Origin of the sequence: Salmonella sp. 741265073_HBA (genome assembly GCF_046569105.1) — a bacterium.
Lineage (GTDB): Bacteria > Pseudomonadota > Gammaproteobacteria > Enterobacterales > Enterobacteriaceae > Salmonella > Salmonella enterica.
In genome coordinates this window covers 247,635-265,101 of the sequence record NZ_JBKFRY010000001.1, presented here as the reverse complement: position 1 = coordinate 265,101, position 17,467 = coordinate 247,635, and the positions used below count along the sequence as shown (strand labels likewise).

The following is a 17,467-nucleotide window of genomic DNA, read 5'->3' as shown; positions in this document are numbered from 1 at the left end:
AACGCCATCTTATTCTCTTATTTCCTTTCTATTCTGTATTACGTCTTCCCATCCGACGCTGTTCATTTTCTCAACGTTATTAGTCAGTGCTGAAACGTAAGAAGGTATCGTAATTAGCGCCTCCTGGCTTTAAACCTAAACCAATATTAAACGAACCGGGTGTTAATGAAACTTACCGGCAGAACGCCAGTCATATGGCAACCCGATGAAATGACATGCTATGGAGTCCAACCGAAAAATGTTAACGCCGCCAGGGCTCGTGATGATTTTTTTAGCCGTACTGTTCTCATTACTGACAGGATGCGCAAGTTATAAAAACACGGCGTGGGGAATATATCCGGCTTCAACGGATATTTGTCCATCAGGTACGACATCAACAGGAGGGTGCAAAGAGTAATATCGCATATTTAATATACACCACTTTTTAAATGACTGTCCGGACATTTTCGGACGGTAAGTTTTCTATTAATTTATAATGGACTAATCCCATGACAAATAAAAAACACATTTTTTCAATTATCTTTATTGGTTCTCTTTTAACGGGGTGTGCTACAGGACCATCACCGACAGGGATTGGCTTATATACGGATGTTAAAGGGCCAATTACTGCCACGAGTCTCCCGGCAACCAAAACCGGTAAAGCGTGTGCGCAAACGGTATTGGGTATTGTAAATACCGGCGACGCATCTATTGATTCAGCGAAAAAAGCGGGCGATATTTCTTTAGTGTCGAGTGTTGATTATGAAACTACAGGCTCATATCCGTTTTATGGTAAAACCTGTGTTGTCGTAAGAGGACAATAACAACAGTAAGCCGGCGATGCCGCCGGCTTTTTATCCCATTTTACGTGCCGCTATCTCTGTCTGTTCCTTGCGACTCAGCCCCCGCTTTAAGGTTCTGTTAAGATTTTACGCATACCCTACAAGCAGTTGTTAATAAAGGATAATAATAATGGCACATTTCTCAAGACTGCAAATAACGCTTCACTGGTTAACACTGCTCCTGACAGGCATCGCATATGCGGCTATTGAGTTACGGGGGTGGGCGCCAAAAGGCTCCAGCGTTTACCTGTTTATGAAAGACATGCACTATGATATGGGCGTTCTGGTCTGGGCGCTGATGTTTTTACGGTTATATCTTAAACACAAATACCCGGATCCGGTCATTACGCCTCCCCCTCCTCACTGGCAGCACGTAGCCGCTAAATTAATGCATATCGCGCTTTATCTCACTTTTCTCGCCTTACCGCTGCTGGGCGTCGCGATGATGGCGTCAGGCGGGAAAAGCTGGAGCTTTTTTGGTTTTACTGTACCGGTATTTTTGACGCCAGATAGCACCCTAAAATCGGATATAAAGCGTATTCATGAAATGCTGGCCAATATCGGCTATTTCCTGATTGCCATGCATGCAGCAGCGGCGTTGTTTCACCATTACATACAAAAAGATGATACATTTTCAAGGATGTTACCCGGTAAATCATGACTATTCGGCCATCCCGGCGTAGCGGAGCACGCCGGGCAAGGCATTATTATTCCAGCGCTATCGGTTTCGACTTATAGCGCCTTACACCGTTTGTAATCGACAATATACGATATTTTTCCGGTTCCACGTGTAGGTGATATGTACGACGCCCCCCTCGCTAATAATAGCAGGATAAGAATACTCACCGCGGTCACTTTCCAGGTCCAGTAGTGGTAGCCATGATTCGCCATTATCCTGGGAAGCAATCAGTGAAAGCGGATAGCGCTTCCCCCAGTTGCCGTTGACCGGATTTAACGCAAGAATCAGCGTACCGTCCTGCATACTAACCAGATCGATACCACTATTATTATTCGGTAAAGATGTCGCGCGGGCAACAGACCAGGTAGCGCCATAGTCGATTGAATCACTGCGAAAAATTGCCCCGCGTGTGCTTCGTAACAACATATGGATATGCCCCGGAGAAGACTCCCACAGCGTAGGCTGAATAACGCCATCCCAGCGCAGGAGGTTTTCCAGACAACATTCCCACAACATCCCCTTTTTTACACCATCCCACAACGCTACGTTTATCCCGGAAATAGCGTTATCAGGCTCCAGCGGTACAAAAGAGATATTCCAGTGTTTTCCTTCGTCAGAGGATCGATCCACAAATGCCCTCCACCGTTCAGGACTTTCAATCGACCCTGGCGCAATCCAGGCACCATTTGATGCCAGCAGGAGTTTATTTTTCACGGGACCGCGCGGCAAAATATCATCGTTCACCAACGGAGCTGGCGTACTCCAGGTAAATCCTCTATCGCTGGAGGTGATAAACCAGGTTTTCCACACGTGTACGTCGCTGCCTACTTTATAAAATAACCACAATTTATCCGACGGGTAAAATAACACCGGATTCCAGTGCGCTTCCCCCTCGCGTGCCGCCACTCGCTGCGGTGTTGTCCAGATATTATGTTCATAGCGAGATAGCCAGATGGCTGTATCTTCGCTTCCTTCGCGCAACCCCGCGAACCATGCGGCCACGAGCGTACCGCACGGTAAGCGAACAAGCGTAGAGGCATGGCACTGGAAGAACTCGGTTCTGCTTTCCGGTAAAATGACCTGCCGATTGACGAGCGCTAATTTCATACCTGCCTCTATTAAATAAGGTAAAAAGCATCAGCTTTTTTATGTATGAAAGTAGTGTTAGCAGAAATAGCATCAACGCGGTGAAAACGATGAACCGCTATACGAATTTATGTTCAGATATCGCGCCCATAACAGGCAGAATGTCGAGAGTGGACAAAAATTGGACTGACCTCGCGGATAATTCCAACTTACCGCCGTCCAATGGCGACGAGGTCAGTGGCACGGGATAATATAGAGGTCAGGGCTATAATATTTAGCGATCTGTGCCTACAAGCATGACGGGATACTTTTCGCTACAGGCAATGAAGGCCCGTCTAAACGGGCCTCTATTAACGCGATTATGATTTGTGTTCAATCGCTTTTGGTTTGCTTTCTATGGCAATTTTTTTCGGTTTCTCGCTTTCAGGGATCTCCTGGTAAATCTCGACCAACAAGAGGCCCTGTTCCAGTTTCGCATTATTCACCTTAGCATGTTCAGGCAAAGAAAAACTCAACTGGAAATCCGCCTTACGAATACCACGATAAATCCAGTGCGTCTGATCCTCTACCGTCTCTTCAGTGTGTTTACCCGTAATATTCAGGTTGCCGCCAACCGTTTCAATTTCAAGCTCTTCCTCTTTCCAGCCAGGAACGCTCACGGTAAGCAGATAGTTATTCGCATCGCGCTTTTGCAGATCGTAAGCTGGCGTCGCAGCGACTGGCGTATCTCCTGTTAATTGACTGAAAAGTCTATCAATACGGTTGAAACGGTCAGAGAAAAGAGAATCAGCAAACACGGGAAGTGCTGACAAGGTTCTGAGTGCCATCATTAACCTCCTGAATCACTATTCAAAAGTTCAACATCAAGGCAAGCATTGCTTGTCCACTGACTACATAGGGACGGAAAAAACATTTTCAAGCCTATAAAAGCCTTTTTTTAGTCACAAATTTAAGTGGTTAACGAAAAATCTCATCCCGTTCATTGCCATTTCCGTTGTCCCTTCATCTTTACAATTTTTCTTCATCAGCACAATTGATAATGATTATCAATTGCATTAATGTATACAGGTTGGTTATGGCAGTGACCAACGCCCTTCTCCATTATCAAACCCAGCGCCGCCTTCGGGCGGCCTTTTGGGAGGAAATATGGTCGCCAAAAATAAAATTCACGGTCGTCGTATTCATCAGTCTCTGCAACAGTTACATCATCGTTGTCTTTTTCAGCAACTGGCGGTAAGTCCACCAGGAGCAAAATATGTTTCAGTCACCGCTGAAACAAAAAACTGGCTTATTCATCTTGTGACTTCAGAGGGTCGCTAGCACGCGGTAGTGACTGTCCATGTTGTCGCTAAAATTTTAATGAAATGACATTTATACACCTACAATTTGCGCCCGGCTACTCCGGGCGCCATACCTGAAGATATGACACCCGTTGCCAACTCACAGGAATTTTAGCTATCGTCTCCGACGTAGAAAAATTCGATATCTTTATTAAACCATTTATCAATGTTGTGCCACATCAGACAACCGGTCAGAAAACTTGCGATCAATATCCCTCCTATAAGCCACTTTTTCACATATACTCCTGAATAACCCCTGTTGATGCCATTATCTGATCGATAATAAAAAGACCATCATTTGAAGAAATAGTTTCACTGACAGATACCGTATGAAACGAGACAGTGAACAGTACCGTTTTCTTCGGTTTTTATGCCATAGTATTGAGCAGTGGTGACAATCATTTTCTATCGCGCCATAATGATTTGCAGCCTATAGTTTATGATTTTAAGATTTGTCTACTCATCACATATGTCAGTGATGGATAAATTATAATACGCTTTTCTGGCGCACTTTTCGTCAGTAAACAGGAATACTACAGCATTCATCGTATTGATGCCGCTTTATCTCCCGTTCTTCAGGGAATTAACGACAATTTTATGCACAAAGGATACTAATGATGAAACGTAAATTGATCCCATTTGCCCTCTTTCTCGCTGCGCTTAGCGCCAGTACCACCTCTCTAGCAGCTTCGCAGGAGATTTCTAAATCTATATACACCTGTAATGATAACCAGGTTATGGAGGTGATTTACGTCAACACTGAGGCTGGAAACGCCTATGCGATTATCAGCCAGGTAAACGAGATGATCCCGATGCGGTTAATGAAAATGGCCTCCGGAGCAAATTACGAAGCCATAGACAAAAATTATACTTATAAACTTTATACCAAAGGCAAAACGGCTGAACTGGTGGAAGGTGATGATAAACCTGTTCTCAGTAACTGTTCCTTAGCTAACTAACCTTCAGAAATGCCTGAAGGCTCATCAGGCATTTCCACTTCCACCTTCCTGTAACGTAACGTTAAAAAATATGTGAATCACTACAATAAAATAATGGCTAATTAGTAACCACTTTTAAACATGGCTAATCCTATTTTTAAAGAAAAGTTCGAACTGTCTTAATTTTCGTTGTTTAGTGTTTAAATGTTTTGCTTTATTAAGTGGCCCAGGTAGAATTCACAGCGGCTGGTAACCATTCATATTCGCACTATTGAACGATTACCAGCCAACCGCGCCAGGGTCTTGCATACGCTCTGGCGCGGTTAAATCCCCAGGCCATAAACGAAATCACAGGTTTCTGCTTTTTCTCATATCTTTCACGTTAACCTGCATTATCCTTGCCCACCTGATGTAGAAAAACACCGCTCTGAACCATAGGGTGTGAATTTCATTTTATAAAAAATTGCGGTGCCGGGTGCCTCCCGGTGAACCATACCACAGTCAATATGGTTCGCGAGGAACATTAACTATTTGACTGGACGCCCCGCCGCAAAGGGGGATTCACCGCATAAGAAAAATCTACAACTCACAAGTAATAAAAGACAATAACATTTTTGTGCATTTTTTATAAATGACTATCTTGTCACGTAATAAATGAAATTATTCTGTAACAGGGGTGCAAGACAATACTTATTCAAAACTGAAGTGGTCAGTGGGAGTCGAACCCACATCATCAGCCTGGCACTGAGGTAATAACATTATACGATAACCACATTGGACCGCCACCGAGGCCTCGAACCTCGCACCATCAACTTAGGAGGTTGATGCTCTATCCAGCTGAGCTAGTGGCGGCTGGGGACTTCTGCCAGGCGCAAAAAAGGTGCTCTCCTGGATAAGATACATACCTTACTACTTTTCAGTAGTCGTTCAACGGCAGGTACAATATGCGAAGGCGGTCACAAAATCTTGATGACATTGTGATTAATTACAGGAAAATTTTTCAGAGTGAATCTTGTGAGATCTGGCGTTATTTACACCAGATTTTCCTTCCTGCTTATCACCTACCTGAGCAACCTTGATTGCTTACCACAATCACTTAACTGTGCTAATGCTGGTGAGATGTTATGTACAGCGTCACTATGACGAAGAGAGTATGACGAAGAGAGAAAAGACAGGCAGGTACGTGTCACTGGTAAAGAAGCCCTGTTTTATTGACTGGCGGTGCGGAAGGCGAACCTTCCGCATAGCTTATGCTTTTCAGAAACGGTATCCAACCCCGACGTTGAAGCCGTTTATTTTTGTAGAGGAGATGTTGCTTCCTTCATACCCAACATCGACGACGATATTCTCCAGCGGATTCATCTGTACACCCGCGCCCCAGGCAAATCCCGTTTTCCTTGAGGAAATTTTGTTAGAAAAAGAATCGCCATCCTGAGTGGAATGTTCTTTAAACGTCGCCTTTACCGTGCCGACACCTGCCAGCGCGTATAACGAAAAATTGTCAGACAATCGATAGGCTGGTCCAACCATAAAAGAACCGTACTTCACCTCAAACTTGTCATGGTAATGAATACCTTCAGACTCAACAGACCCGGAAGCCTGGCTGTCTCCATATAAGTAACTTAGCGAGGAAATAAAACTTATCGGAGAGTCATCCTCATAACGGTATTTCACATTAACCCCTCGGATATTTTTGAAATCCTGAACTTTACTTTGTGCATACCCCACAGAAAAGGCGTTAGTATCGGCCTGTGCAACATTTACAACCAAAACGCTTGTAGTAATAACTAAAGTGGATAAAATAATATTTTTCATAACAACTCCTTAATACTACTTATTATTTACGGTGTGTTTAAACACCTGCAGTACCGATCCGGCATTCAGTTATCGCCACTATGCCGAATCGACAAAACCACGAATAATTCACCGCTATCGCTCCTGATGCGTTTACTTTCTGAAAGATATTTTTACTACGAAGTTCTCTATCGCTCCTTAAGGTAACCGGTTCTACGATGTCATCTCACTTTTATAGATTTGAATGCTAATTTTTCTCACGCATATATATTTAACAGAAACCATAAAGTGTTAAGCCACTATAGAACAACAAACTCGCCATACAACTATTTGATATTTAAAGAAAAAACCTCACAACCACATTAAGAAACCTGACGCCGAACGGCTAAAACATGTCATTAAGCACACTCGCCATATAACCAGAACATATCGCATTGTGCTTCACAGTCCTCACGTGACGCTCCAGCCGCAATACCGTATATGCCATCGCAGGCGCTGTAATCATATTCACGATGATGCTTAGCACGATTTATTCCCGCTCCGATTTAATCTTTTAATATGTCTATCAGTTACAACATTTCTTGTTATAAGAATAGAATCAACACCACAATTCCAACATAAATATCACCTGTGTTGAGAGAAAATTTACATTCCAGAAAAATAATAACGGACGCAAATATTGAACACGCGATAAAAAAGTCTATTTCGCTATAAAACCCATTATTATTAAGAGTGGTTAACTCTTCGTTGAATAAAAAATGCCAATGACGTTCCATAATTCATTAGATGAACTTCACAAGTCATTACATATAACAGGAGGTGCTATGAAACATCATGCTTTTATGCTTTGGACATTACTTATTTTTTCATTCCATGTTTTGGCCAGTTCAGACCATTGTTCTGGTTTACAACAGACATCATGGGAAATTTTTATCTACGATTTTGGTAGTAAAACCCCGCAACCACCTACAAATACCGATAAAAAGCAAGCCAGGCAGATTAGTTCACCATCCTGCCCGACGGCAAAACCCATGATGTCCGCACCAACCAACGACGCCAGGAAAGGGAATACTTTCTCCAGAACATAATGTTATTTATCTACAATGGTGCCGAGCGACTACTTTTAGCCATCCGGAAATCTTGATTGTCATCAAATATAGCTGGCATTATTTTTCCTGACGTGTATAGTGCGCCTCGTTATCCCCATTAAGGAATTTGTTTGTCTCGTAAAATGACAGGAATTGTCAAAACCTTTGATTGTAAGAGCGGTAAAGGTCTCATCACCCCCTCCGATGGACGCAAAGATGTTCAGGTCCACATTTCAGCATGTCGCCAACACGAAACAGAAGCGCTTATCCCCGGTATACGCGTTGAGTTTTGTCGTATTAATGGCCTCCGCGGACCTACCGCCGCCAACGTTTATCTTTCATAATTCGTCACTCGGCATTTTTTCAGAAAAATTTAGCGAGCCCGTATACCTCCGCAGTCTGCTATGAGGCTTTGCCTGAAAGGCTGCAGAATGTTTTCAGTGGCGAAAATCTAAAGGATTTATTTTGCTAATGACTCCTGTGACCTCTTTTATCATATATCGTGTATCCCCCCCTTCTCACTTTGTTTAACGTGAAGAAATGTACAGCCGTTTTTCACTGTGATAGCATCTAATATTGCAAAAGTATTTAACGCTATATACCCATCGTCACAGGAGTGGCTGGCTGCGCGCATTTAACCGAAGTATTTATGTGATTCTATCGGAATTATCTCTATTGTCGCTCAATGCTACGTCATATTCAGTGGGTATAAATCGCCAATATAGTTGTAACGCTATTTATTTTTAGGGTAATAATTGAATGACTTTGCTTTCAGGAAAAACCACACTGGTTCTCTGCCTCTCCTCTATTTTATGTGGATGTACGACGAACGGCTTACCCGCACCTTATAGTATTAATTTGTCGTTCCCGGTCATTACACAAAACCAAATTAATTCCGGTGGTTATTACATAAATGACGCGGAACAAATTCGGACAACTGATGGTCTGTGCCTTGATACAGGTTCAGAACAACAGAATCGTTTGACGCTGCGGGAGTGTAAGCATGTGAAATCTCAGCTTTTCTCATTTCACCGAGACAGAATCACGCAGGGTGAGAAATGTCTGGATGCCGCAGGACAAGGTACAAAAGAAGGCACACCAATCATTCTTTATTCATGCACGGGTAATGATAACCAGCGCTGGCTCACTGATGATAACAAAATTAAGGGGAAACAGAGCCGAAAATGCCTGGGCACAAATAGCATTATTGTCAGAAAAGGCGACCCTGTTGTGTTGGCCGATTGCGATTTTAGTCGCGCCCTGGAATTTACCATCAGGTAGCAGGACATCGCTGTGAAGAGAGGGCCGCTAACCTCATGACACAACAACAGGTTAGCGACCTTTACTTCCACGTGCGGTCACGTCCGCAACGTCAGGATGACAAAACGGCGGCTAAACCTTGACACCAGTTATATACCCAGCTTAAATACTGGTCATCCAACCAGTAAAAAGGAAATGGCGATGTTCGTCGAACTCGTTTATGACAAGCGAAATGTTGAAGGTTTGCCAGGCGCACGCGAAATCATCCTCAATGAACTCACAAAACGCGTACATCAACTTTTTCCCGATGCGCAAGTGAAAGTTAAGCCAATGCAGGCGAACGCATTAAACAGTGACTGTACAAAAACCGAGAAAGAACGACTGCACCGTATGCTGGAAGAGATGTTTGAAGAGGCTGATATGTGGCTGGTCGCCGAATAACGTCCCCTCCTGCGAAAGCGACATGTCCGATCGAAAACAGCGCCCTGAGGCGCTGTCTGTGACGATATAACGCAAACGCCACCACTCAGAACATGTAGCGGAAGTTGGCGTTTATCGCATGGTCAACATGCTATTTGCCAGATGCCGACTGCTCCAGCGCCAGTCCTTGCCACTGAACGTTTTGCCCAGTGCCACGCCTGTACGCTCTATCAACGAATTATACGTTTTGCTGCGCATCGACACTATTGGTCACGGTTTTACAGTAAAAACGGTACCTGTTCTCAGGTTCTTCCGGCATCAGTGCACCGTTATAATGGTGAGGTCTGACGCTATTGTAGTCGTTCAAGATGTATCCATTAATTTGTCCGGTTTTCTTGTTCATTAAGTCACCTGTTTTGTGTTGAGGTGAGAATATCACCTTTAATCAGGTGACCAAATTTACTGTGTCACTACAAGAATGAGAATAGATGAAATGTTACCTTCCACACAGGAATATAATAATCTTGGTAATGAAAAATTTATGTTTACTTATAAAGTACTAATGATATCGAATCTCTATTTCCGCATATAAATCAACCCAATACAGTTACAATGAGATAAGTGAATGTAGTTTTAAATTCAGTTAGTTGTTTATCTATAGTTATCTCTTTGGTATTAACAATAATTAATTGATTGCACTGAATAAACTATCATTTTACCTCTGTAATCGACATCTATTTTAGTTTTATTGACGTTAGACTATGTATCTTACTATCTGCACAAGACATAGAACCAGAAACAAGTCAGGCATTGCCAGAATAAAATCAACGTCATGAAACAATGGGTTATGAACACATATATCATTCAGATAAAGAAGTAATAATCGGGAGAGTAGATATCATGAAAAAACCTGTTTTTTTCCTTCTGAACATGATCATCTGCAGCTATATTTCTTTTGCCTGCGCGAATATCAGTGACTACAAAGTTATGACCTGGAATCTTCAGGGCTCATCAGCCTCCACTGAAAGTAAATGGAACATCAATGTCAGTCGGCTTCTCAGAGGTAGTGACGGGGTAGATATTCTCATGGTACAGGAGGCCGGTGCTGTTCCCACCTCAGCGGTTCCTACCGGACGACATATTCAGCCTTTTGGAGTGGGTATTCCCATTGATGAATACACCTGGAATCTCGGAACCACCAGCCGTCAGGATATAAGATATATCTACCACTCGGCTATTGATGTTGGAGCACGCCGTGTTAATCTGGCAATAGTTTCCAGACAAAGAGCGGATAATGTTTATGTCTTGCGTCCGACAACTGTCGCATCTCGCCCCGTCATTGGCATCGGATTGGGTAATGATGTTTTTCTGACAGCGCACGCACTGGCTAGTGGAGGTCCGGATGCTGCAGCTATTGTCAGGGTTACCATTAATTTTTTTAGACAACCTCAGATGCGGCATTTATCCTGGTTGCTTGCCGGGGATTTTAATCGCAGCCCAGACAGACTTGAAAATGACCTGATGACTGAGCATCTGGAACGAGTTGTAGCCGTACTCGCACCTACAGAACCCACGCAAACTGGCGGTGGTATTTTAGATTATGGGGTCATTGTCGATCGAGCACCTTATTCACAAAGGGTTGAAGCATTACGTAATCCACAACTCGCTTCTGATCATTATCCCGTAGCCTTTTTGGCACGAAGCTGTTAATGAGTAAATAGCGTTGACGACATGTACTTTGAGCGTAAGGTGCAGAATATATATTTATTATAAGGTAAAATTATGAGTTGTTTTACCAGTCCAGCAATTATGGAAATGTTAGGTCATTATAAATGGCGTGTTTATGAGCCATTCAGGTTTTATCTCAGTGAAGATAAAAATGATGTCATTGAAGTACCGGTAGGATTCGTTACCGACCTTGCCACTGTTCCGCGTATTTTCTGGTCATTATTACCACCGGATGGTGAATATGCCAAAGCGGCAATCATTCATGACTACCTGTATCATTATCCATTACGTAACAGAAAAGAGTCCGATCTCATATTCCTGGATGGGATGAAAGTTCTGGGCGTGCCAAAATGGAAAAGGATAATAATGTATTTAGCCGTAAGAATATTTGGCTGGAAATACTATCATTCTCATACCATACAACATAATTAATTTCTCGTTTTTAACACACAAAGAACTATAGAAAAACCTGACGCCTTAATATAGTAATAATGAGACTTAGTGGCTTTTACCAGTTCTCTGTGTGAATATATCATTATATGCTATCATCACAAACCGCCATAGTGGTAAGTAAGGGAATTACAACCTTACCCGTTCCTTTATCCATCCATAAACAAATGACTCATTCGCCTGGCGCTTTTCAGCTAACTCCAGATAGCGTTGTCCCTGACTACAATTCAATGCCCGGATAAGTATCATTTCGCCCTCATCTCTCCGGTGAGAGAGAAAAAATGTTAGTGCCGAAAGCGTCCGTGGCCCAATCTGACCATCTGCTATCAAATCCGGATAAATTTTTTGCTGATCATTAAAAACATTAAGCCAACGCTGGAAGTACTTAATCGGGATTGAGGGTCCCATGTTCACACCAGTATCACAAAGCTCAGCTGCGATAGAATGAGAGATAATGGCAACCTGATCAAGTCGTGGACCATACCAATAATCTGCCTCAAGGATTTTTAATGCTTGATTACGGGTAAGATTCCGCATATCCCCCATATAGCCATTAGCCCGGGCCGTCGTCAGGGTTATACCCCAATGCGTTGGTCCCCCCCTGTCGTCAGGGTGATCAACGTAACCGCCTTCTCTACTAAGGATAGCTGCAAAGATTTCATCTTTAGTCATAATGACTCCTTCTAATATTAATAAAATACGTACCTGAATGCTATGATTGATAATGCAATGAATCTGATAAAAAATTTATCGAAGTATATAAACATTTATATTTAAGTGGATAGCCAACTTAATAAACAATATTAACCAGACCACTAATAAACGGTCTGTTTAATTTAATAGGCAACATAGGTAAGTTTCATTTATTTAGAAAGTATAAGTTCTATTACAGGTCTTGCATCATAAAAAGACATGTTGTATACGTCAGCTCTTTGCCCTCGATGTGATTGACATACGCTACCTATTGAAAAGCATGAACTTATTAATGGGCCGAATGCATCAATTCGTTGTTGGGTATACGTCTGCGGTTCCGGAAGAAAAGGTATCACGCCAGGATTAGACGTAGTGCTTAAACCTAAATAACTGGAATTCATTGTGCTTACACCATCCTTTACCAGACCTGTTGCGCTATCATAAACAAGCGCCACGGCCTTTTGAATATTCTCGGGTAAAATAGATAATGTGGAAACATACTCTCTTTGCAATCGCATCATCGTTTTTTCATAAGCATTAAAGTGACCACCTTGCGTTTCCAGATAGGTGATGGATGGGAGCAAGCTGTAGAAATTATTATCTGCACGAATCTGATATCTGTATAAATTACCTTTGAATGTTGAGCGAGAATAGTACGCCCTGGCTATAGCATATGTTTGATTAACACTTGAGGTTGTTGCAATATAGCGACTGTCACTACTTCCACCACTACATGACCTTCCACTGATAAATTGCTGAAAGTTACGGTTATACCCAAGTAGTGAAAACCCATCGCGAAAAATAACGTCCGGCGGGGTTGAGTCCACACGATACACAAAATCTACTGCATAGTTATTAAAGCTAACTATAGATAAGGTTAAGAGTATTAACTTTTTCATTATTTCTTCCCCCCTCTTACTTGGGTCCAAAGCATTGTGTCGCACTGCACGATGATAGTCCCACAAGAGCATTTGCTGAAAAGGTATTTACAAAAAGCGGATAGGTCCAGATATTTTTTTGAACATGAATCCTTACGGATTGCCCTGTACTATAAAAATATCTTGCCTGGTCAAGAAGTTCTTTAAAGGAGGGTGCCCATATGCTCTGCTTTGATACCGCACATGCAACAACTGGTGTACCACTACCGTTAGCTTTAACCGTTTTTATGCAAAAATAAGGACTAGTATCTATCTGACCAACATGTATTTCACTGATAACTTCGTCTGAGTAATAGGCGTTCGTTTTATCTCCTGTCCACTCAGCGCTGGCATTAAAAGAATAAAGGAGAATTAATAATGTATAAACAGGCACAAACTTATTTATATACATGCTACTCTCCTGTACATTTAAAATAATTAACAAAGCACAAATTTATTATATCTCATCACATCTAAATCCAGTCTATCATGATTTACTTCAACACAATGTTACCAACCACAACAAACACTCAAATTACTTGTGAATAGCAATTAATACATATATAAAAAATTTCATCACTGATAATAAGCACACCTGTTTTATCAGTTACAGAATTCCTGCCACGGTAATAACACAGGTACTTCCGGCTCATATTGATCGCCGTCGTCTGTCTACTGGTTTTCATTTTCAGCAAAGCAGGACATAACTCATTAAGAAATTGACGATAATTTAACAAGTCCGCTCTTTGCAAGAACGTTCTGGATAACTATCAGATCACTATTGTAGGATCAAAGAGTGGGGAATAAATCATTATCATCCAACTGAATCATGGACGACATCTTATTAACTGGCAATCTTTTTCCGGTGTAGTGATCCTACCCGCGTAATCTATCTGTACCCTCCTGGTAAAGTGTCTGGCAATTTAGTCAGCCTATTGTTGATAACCACCAGAAAATTAATATTTTCAGAAAGATGATCTAATAAAGTTGTGAGTTGTAGGTCGCTGAGATCTAGTATAAGGCAATAATATTTCAAACATTCCCGCATCCAAGTTTGTTGAACGAAAATTTACTTAAAGAAAAAATAATAAGCCTTAATATTTTTTGCAGTATTTCAACTTATAGCAGAATAAATGTGCGTAGATGGCGTAAAAACCTGATGAACAGGAATATCGATAGCCAGCAGGCGCTTCTGCTGGTCCATATTCCTCCATTTTGCCAGGCCATACTAGAGCGCCACCAAGTATCTGCCAGATTGATCCTAAGCTAATAAATATAAACAGATAGCAGTTACTGCCTACCTTAAGAAGTATGTGCTCATGATCATTTAAAGCTCTTTTAAAGAGCCTGATAATAAGCTTGTCAATATAATATTATGCAGTCTCTATTAAGCGCTTGGTTTATTTGTTTTGCATAATCATATAGTTGACTTTCCGAGTAAGAGTTTTCTTGCAAAGACAAATAAACGTGCTTTATATCTCTGAATAAACATACATCACCATGAATATGAGCCTCTATATAATTCCCTTCATAGCCTGTACCATAATTAGAATGAGCTAAAAATTTTTCGCCCTTAGCCATTTTAACCAAACTCTTAAAGCAATTATAACCAAAAAAATCATTTTGACAGGATGCAATCAGGTTCTCCATATGGCAAAATGTAGATAATTTACTAGTATCCAGGCCAAATCTGTGGCCGTAGATATCAAAAGGTGAGAATGTACAATTTGTTTTTACATTATCATTTAATTCAAAAAATGATTTCCCATAGGCGCTGGCACCTCCATTTTCACCGTTCAGAAAGTCCAGTGCAGCATAAATTGGTCTGCTTGTAGGGCTAAAAGTTTTACTGTTGGGAGTATATGCTACGGAAAAACCGCCTGTCTGACCATATGGGGCATAAGGTGAATCTGCAAGCTTCTCCAGTTCAAATGCTTTAGTTTCAACTGAATCACGCCCGACATTATAAGCAGGTAAATCTCCCGGTCTGCAACCTAATGCATAAGAGTTCAGATATTCTTTATTTTTTAAGAGAGAGACAAAGTCAATTTTTGCTGCATTAAAATTTATTGTCAGCCGGGCATTTTGTAAAATATCCACCATCTTATTTAGTAAGAGAGCGCAATCTATTTCGGCACCACACTCACGGCTTATCCGCCTGAGCGCTTTTTCTCTTATTATGTCAGCGTCGCGCTGACACCTGGAATGAATATGCGCAAGTACTTGTTTTCCAAAAAGGCGACCATACACCTTTTTACGCTCTTCATTGCTGAGACCGCAAAACACTTCGTCAAAAGAAAGCCTGTACGCTGCGCTTACAGAACCTCTCGCCGCTCTGCTTTCTGGAAATGGCGGAACATCTTCAACAAAATTTTTAATTTGCTGAATGTCTGAAGACAGAGGAGTACGTCCGACATTTTTTTCCTTATCTGTTTCCAGATATTCCGGAACCTTCACACTTCCACTGTAGAAGATAAGTTTGAGCATATGTCTCCTGAATTTTTATGACTAATATAGCATTCACTTTCGCTGACGTATTCTTTACCAGGCTGATATTTCAACACCTCTTAACAGCCTTATAGAAGTGCAAATAAAGACACTAATAATTTCATAAAATGCTTAATCTACCCACTATTGCAGGCAATAAATCATCACCTTTTATTGAAATAATCCCCTGATAATAACAATAAATCTGGTAAGGCACTTTCAAAAAATAGCCAAACCACACATCATAAAGAAAACCACCACAATCAAAATCGGTAACTATCAGCTTTCAGGGGGTCTCAGGTTATCATGACGATCGGCGTAAAGGATGGATTACTATTGCGGTCAGAATTGAGGGAGTTTTGATAAATTTTTTTGATAAAATTTTGATAACCGTTCGAATGCTAATAATAAAAACGGGGACGTTAAGTCCCCGTTTTTGTTTTTAACAATTATCGTTATTACATATTTGCGATAATCGCGTCGCCAAACTCACTACATTTCAGCAGCTTAGCGCCTTCCATCAGGCGTTCAAAGTCATAGGTCACGGTCTTCGCGGCAATCGCGCCTTCCATACCTTTAACAATCAGATCCGCCGCTTCGAACCACTGCATGTGACGCAGCATCATCTCCGCAGACAGAATAATGGAGCCTGGGTTGACTTTATCCTGGCCCGCATATTTCGGCGCAGTCCCGTGAGTGGCTTCAAACAACGCGCATTCGTCGCCGATATTCGCACCCGGTGCAATACCGATACCGCCAACCTGAGCCGCCAGGGCATCGGAAATATAGTCACCGTTCAGGTTCATACAGGCGATAACGTCGTATTCCGCCGGACGCAACAGGATCTGTTGCAGGAACGCATCGGCGATAACGTCTTTAACCACGATCTCTTTACCCGTGTTCGGGTTCTTAATTTTCAGCCACGGACCGCCGTCAATAAGCTCACCGCCGAACTCGTCGCGCGCCAACTGGTAGCCCCAGTCTTTAAACGCGCCTTCGGTGAACTTCATGATATTGCCTTTATGTACCAGCGTGACGGAATCGCGATCGTTAGTAATAGCGTATTCAATCGCCGCGCGAACCAGACGTTTAGTGCCTTCTTCAGAACACGGTTTGATACCGATACCGCAGTGCTCCGGGAAGCGAATTTTCTTCACGCCCATCTCTTCGCGCAAGAACTTGATCACTTTCTCAGCGTCTGCAGAGTCAGCTTTCCATTCAATTCCGGCGTAGATATCTTCAGAGTTTTCACGGAAGATGACCATATCGGTCAGCTCCGGATGTTTCACCGGACTTGGCGTGCCCTGATAGTAACGAACGGGACGCAGACAAACGTACAGGTCAAGCTCCTGACGCAGGGCAACGTTCAGAGAGCGGATACCGCCGCCAACCGGCGTGGTCAACGGACCTTTAATCGCTACGCGGTAATCACGAATTAAATCAAGGGTTTCAGCGGGAAGCCAGACATCCTGGCCGTAAACCTGTGTGGATTTTTCTCCGGTGTAAATTTCCATCCAGGAAATTTTACGCTCGCCTTTATAGGCTTTCTCGACGGCGGCATCGACCACTTTAAGCATGGCTGGAGTGACATCAACACCGATACCATCGCCTTCAATAAACGGGATAATCGGATTCTCAGGAACGTTGAGTTTGCCGTTTTGCAGGGTGATCTTCTTACCTTCCACCGGAACAACTACTTTGCTTTCCATTCACCTCTCCTTCGAGCGCTTCTGGTTTGCTCGTCTGTCATCGCGCTGCATGTGCAA

The 17,467-nt window shown here is 42.3% G+C and carries 19 protein-coding genes, 1 tRNA gene and 1 pseudogene; 10 read left to right on the top strand and 11 right to left on the bottom strand.

Annotation, left to right across the window (positions count from 1 at the left end):
• The first annotated feature begins 488 nt into the window (after positions 1-488).
• Both ACLD3P_RS01330 and ACLD3P_RS01325 read left to right on the top strand, forming a co-directional pair.
• Positions 489-803, top strand: coding sequence for a TRL-like family protein (locus tag ACLD3P_RS01330; RefSeq protein WP_000182479.1), 315 nt, complete (start codon positions 489-491; stop codon positions 801-803).
• 148 nt (positions 804-951) lie between these two features.
• A complete protein-coding gene (locus tag ACLD3P_RS01325; RefSeq protein WP_000929974.1) occupies positions 952-1,482 on the top strand; it encodes a cytochrome b in 531 nt (176 codons plus the stop codon).
• Positions 1,483-1,563: 81 nt separating this feature from the next.
• Here the strand turns inward: ACLD3P_RS01325 and ACLD3P_RS01320 are convergent, their stop codons facing one another.
• The 3 genes from ACLD3P_RS01320 to ACLD3P_RS01310 all read right to left on the bottom strand — a co-directional run bounded on the left by ACLD3P_RS01320 (position 1,564) and on the right by ACLD3P_RS01310 (position 3,838).
• Positions 1,564-2,607, bottom strand: a complete 1,044-nt coding sequence (locus tag ACLD3P_RS01320) for a sialidase family protein (protein WP_131046388.1) — start codon at positions 2,605-2,607, stop codon at positions 1,564-1,566.
• Between the two features lie 338 nt (positions 2,608-2,945).
• Positions 2,946-3,413, bottom strand: a complete 468-nt coding sequence (locus ACLD3P_RS01315; RefSeq protein WP_001218118.1) for an Hsp20 family protein — start codon at positions 3,411-3,413, stop codon at positions 2,946-2,948.
• A 197-nt stretch (positions 3,414-3,610) separates the two neighbouring features.
• Entirely contained in the window at positions 3,611-3,838 is a 228-nt protein-coding gene (locus tag ACLD3P_RS01310) for a hypothetical protein (RefSeq protein WP_079841410.1), read from the bottom strand.
• A gap of 702 nt (positions 3,839-4,540) precedes the next feature.
• On the opposite strand from ACLD3P_RS01310, the gene ACLD3P_RS01305 reads away from it, so the two are divergent.
• Complete coding sequence (locus ACLD3P_RS01305) at positions 4,541-4,885, top strand: c-type lysozyme inhibitor (RefSeq protein WP_000977721.1); 345 nt, start codon at positions 4,541-4,543, stop codon at positions 4,883-4,885.
• A 754-nt stretch (positions 4,886-5,639) separates the two neighbouring features.
• Here ACLD3P_RS01305 and ACLD3P_RS01300 read toward each other — a convergent pair.
• Positions 5,640-5,716: transfer RNA gene (locus tag ACLD3P_RS01300), tRNA-Arg, on the bottom strand.
• Between the two features lie 405 nt (positions 5,717-6,121).
• Complete coding sequence (gene pagC, locus ACLD3P_RS01295) at positions 6,122-6,679, bottom strand: virulence membrane protein PagC (RefSeq protein ID WP_131046389.1); 558 nt, start codon at positions 6,677-6,679, stop codon at positions 6,122-6,124.
• An 803-nt stretch (positions 6,680-7,482) separates the two neighbouring features.
• On the opposite strand from pagC, the gene pagD reads away from it, so the two are divergent.
• The 4 genes from pagD (at position 7,483) to msgA (ending at position 9,447) form a co-directional block, all read left to right on the top strand.
• On the top strand, positions 7,483-7,746 hold the full coding sequence (pagD, locus tag ACLD3P_RS01290; RefSeq protein WP_024146543.1) for a virulence protein PagD: 264 nt from the start codon (positions 7,483-7,485) through the stop codon (positions 7,744-7,746).
• 131 nt (positions 7,747-7,877) lie between these two features.
• Positions 7,878-8,090, top strand: coding sequence for a cold shock-like protein CspF (gene cspF, locus ACLD3P_RS01285; protein WP_001537306.1), 213 nt, complete (start codon positions 7,878-7,880; stop codon positions 8,088-8,090).
• A gap of 415 nt (positions 8,091-8,505) precedes the next feature.
• Positions 8,506-9,027 (top strand): RICIN domain-containing protein, encoded by a 522-nt coding sequence (locus tag ACLD3P_RS01280; RefSeq protein ID WP_131046390.1) that lies wholly within the window; start codon positions 8,506-8,508, stop codon positions 9,025-9,027.
• 180 nt (positions 9,028-9,207) lie between these two features.
• Positions 9,208-9,447 (top strand): virulence protein MsgA, encoded by a 240-nt coding sequence (gene msgA / locus ACLD3P_RS01275; RefSeq protein WP_000497451.1) that lies wholly within the window; start codon positions 9,208-9,210, stop codon positions 9,445-9,447.
• A 217-nt stretch (positions 9,448-9,664) separates the two neighbouring features.
• Here msgA and ACLD3P_RS01270 read toward each other — a convergent pair whose 3' ends face one another.
• Entirely contained in the window at positions 9,665-9,829 is a 165-nt protein-coding gene (locus tag ACLD3P_RS01270; RefSeq protein ID WP_058331232.1) for a hypothetical protein, read from the bottom strand.
• 497 nt (positions 9,830-10,326) lie between these two features.
• Between ACLD3P_RS01270 and cdtB the strand changes: the two genes are divergently transcribed.
• Positions 10,327-11,136: a cytolethal distending toxin S-CDT gene (gene cdtB / locus ACLD3P_RS01265; protein ID WP_131046391.1), complete on the top strand. Its 810-nt coding sequence runs from the start codon at positions 10,327-10,329 to the stop codon at positions 11,134-11,136.
• A gap of 72 nt (positions 11,137-11,208) precedes the next feature.
• Complete coding sequence (locus ACLD3P_RS01260; RefSeq protein ID WP_001277616.1) at positions 11,209-11,586, top strand: DUF1353 domain-containing protein; 378 nt, start codon at positions 11,209-11,211, stop codon at positions 11,584-11,586.
• A 147-nt stretch (positions 11,587-11,733) separates the two neighbouring features.
• On the opposite strand, the gene ACLD3P_RS01255 is transcribed toward ACLD3P_RS01260, so the two are convergent.
• From ACLD3P_RS01255 to pltB, 3 genes are all read right to left on the bottom strand, one after another.
• Positions 11,734-12,276, bottom strand: coding sequence for a glycoside hydrolase family 108 protein (locus ACLD3P_RS01255; RefSeq protein ID WP_000158843.1), 543 nt, complete (start codon positions 12,274-12,276; stop codon positions 11,734-11,736).
• A gap of 191 nt (positions 12,277-12,467) precedes the next feature.
• Complete coding sequence (gene pltA, locus ACLD3P_RS01250; RefSeq protein WP_000733630.1) at positions 12,468-13,196, bottom strand: typhoid-like toxin S-CDT ADP-ribosylating subunit PltA; 729 nt, start codon at positions 13,194-13,196, stop codon at positions 12,468-12,470.
• A gap of 16 nt (positions 13,197-13,212) precedes the next feature.
• A complete protein-coding gene (pltB, locus tag ACLD3P_RS01245; RefSeq protein ID WP_000275700.1) occupies positions 13,213-13,626 on the bottom strand; it encodes a typhoid-like toxin S-CDT binding subunit PltB in 414 nt (137 codons plus the stop codon).
• Between the two features lie 612 nt (positions 13,627-14,238).
• Here pltB and ACLD3P_RS01240 point away from each other — a divergent pair.
• Positions 14,239-14,385 (top strand): annotated as a pseudogene (locus tag ACLD3P_RS01240) (hypothetical protein); the annotation flags it as partial.
• A 191-nt stretch (positions 14,386-14,576) separates the two neighbouring features.
• Here the strand turns inward: ACLD3P_RS01240 and sopF are convergent.
• A complete protein-coding gene (gene sopF / locus ACLD3P_RS01235; protein ID WP_061383022.1) occupies positions 14,577-15,701 on the bottom strand; it encodes a type III secretion system effector SopF in 1,125 nt (374 codons plus the stop codon).
• 458 nt (positions 15,702-16,159) lie between these two features.
• Positions 16,160-17,410: an NADP-dependent isocitrate dehydrogenase gene (gene icd / locus ACLD3P_RS01230; protein WP_000444508.1), complete on the bottom strand. Its 1,251-nt coding sequence runs from the start codon at positions 17,408-17,410 to the stop codon at positions 16,160-16,162.
• Positions 17,411-17,467: the final 57 nt, after the last annotated feature.

What these genes read in the sequence shown, in the direction of transcription:
- ACLD3P_RS01330 (WP_000182479.1), top strand. Translation starts at nt 489, where the DNA reads ATGACAAATAAAAAACACATTTTTTCAATTATCTTTATTGGTTCTCTT.
- ACLD3P_RS01325 (WP_000929974.1), top strand. Translation starts at nt 952, where the DNA reads ATGGCACATTTCTCAAGACTGCAAATAACGCTTCACTGGTTAACACTG.
- ACLD3P_RS01320 (WP_131046388.1), bottom strand. Translation starts at nt 2,607, where the DNA reads ATGAAATTAGCGCTCGTCAATCGGCAGGTCATTTTACCGGAAAGCAGA.
- ACLD3P_RS01315 (WP_001218118.1), bottom strand. Translation starts at nt 3,413, where the DNA reads ATGGCACTCAGAACCTTGTCAGCACTTCCCGTGTTTGCTGATTCTCTT.
- ACLD3P_RS01305 (WP_000977721.1), top strand. Translation starts at nt 4,541, where the DNA reads ATGATGAAACGTAAATTGATCCCATTTGCCCTCTTTCTCGCTGCGCTT.
- pagC (WP_131046389.1), bottom strand. Translation starts at nt 6,679, where the DNA reads ATGAAAAATATTATTTTATCCACTTTAGTTATTACTACAAGCGTTTTG.
- pagD (WP_024146543.1), top strand. Translation starts at nt 7,483, where the DNA reads ATGAAACATCATGCTTTTATGCTTTGGACATTACTTATTTTTTCATTC.
- ACLD3P_RS01280 (WP_131046390.1), top strand. Translation starts at nt 8,506, where the DNA reads ATGACTTTGCTTTCAGGAAAAACCACACTGGTTCTCTGCCTCTCCTCT.
- msgA (WP_000497451.1), top strand. Translation starts at nt 9,208, where the DNA reads ATGTTCGTCGAACTCGTTTATGACAAGCGAAATGTTGAAGGTTTGCCA.
- ACLD3P_RS01270 (WP_058331232.1), bottom strand. Translation starts at nt 9,829, where the DNA reads ATGAACAAGAAAACCGGACAAATTAATGGATACATCTTGAACGACTAC.
- cdtB (WP_131046391.1), top strand. Translation starts at nt 10,327, where the DNA reads ATGAAAAAACCTGTTTTTTTCCTTCTGAACATGATCATCTGCAGCTAT.
- ACLD3P_RS01260 (WP_001277616.1), top strand. Translation starts at nt 11,209, where the DNA reads ATGAGTTGTTTTACCAGTCCAGCAATTATGGAAATGTTAGGTCATTAT.
- ACLD3P_RS01255 (WP_000158843.1), bottom strand. Translation starts at nt 12,276, where the DNA reads ATGACTAAAGATGAAATCTTTGCAGCTATCCTTAGTAGAGAAGGCGGT.
- pltA (WP_000733630.1), bottom strand. Translation starts at nt 13,196, where the DNA reads ATGAAAAAGTTAATACTCTTAACCTTATCTATAGTTAGCTTTAATAAC.
- pltB (WP_000275700.1), bottom strand. Translation starts at nt 13,626, where the DNA reads ATGTATATAAATAAGTTTGTGCCTGTTTATACATTATTAATTCTCCTT.
- sopF (WP_061383022.1), bottom strand. Translation starts at nt 15,701, where the DNA reads ATGCTCAAACTTATCTTCTACAGTGGAAGTGTGAAGGTTCCGGAATAT.
- icd (WP_000444508.1), bottom strand. Translation starts at nt 17,410, where the DNA reads ATGGAAAGCAAAGTAGTTGTTCCGGTGGAAGGTAAGAAGATCACCCTG.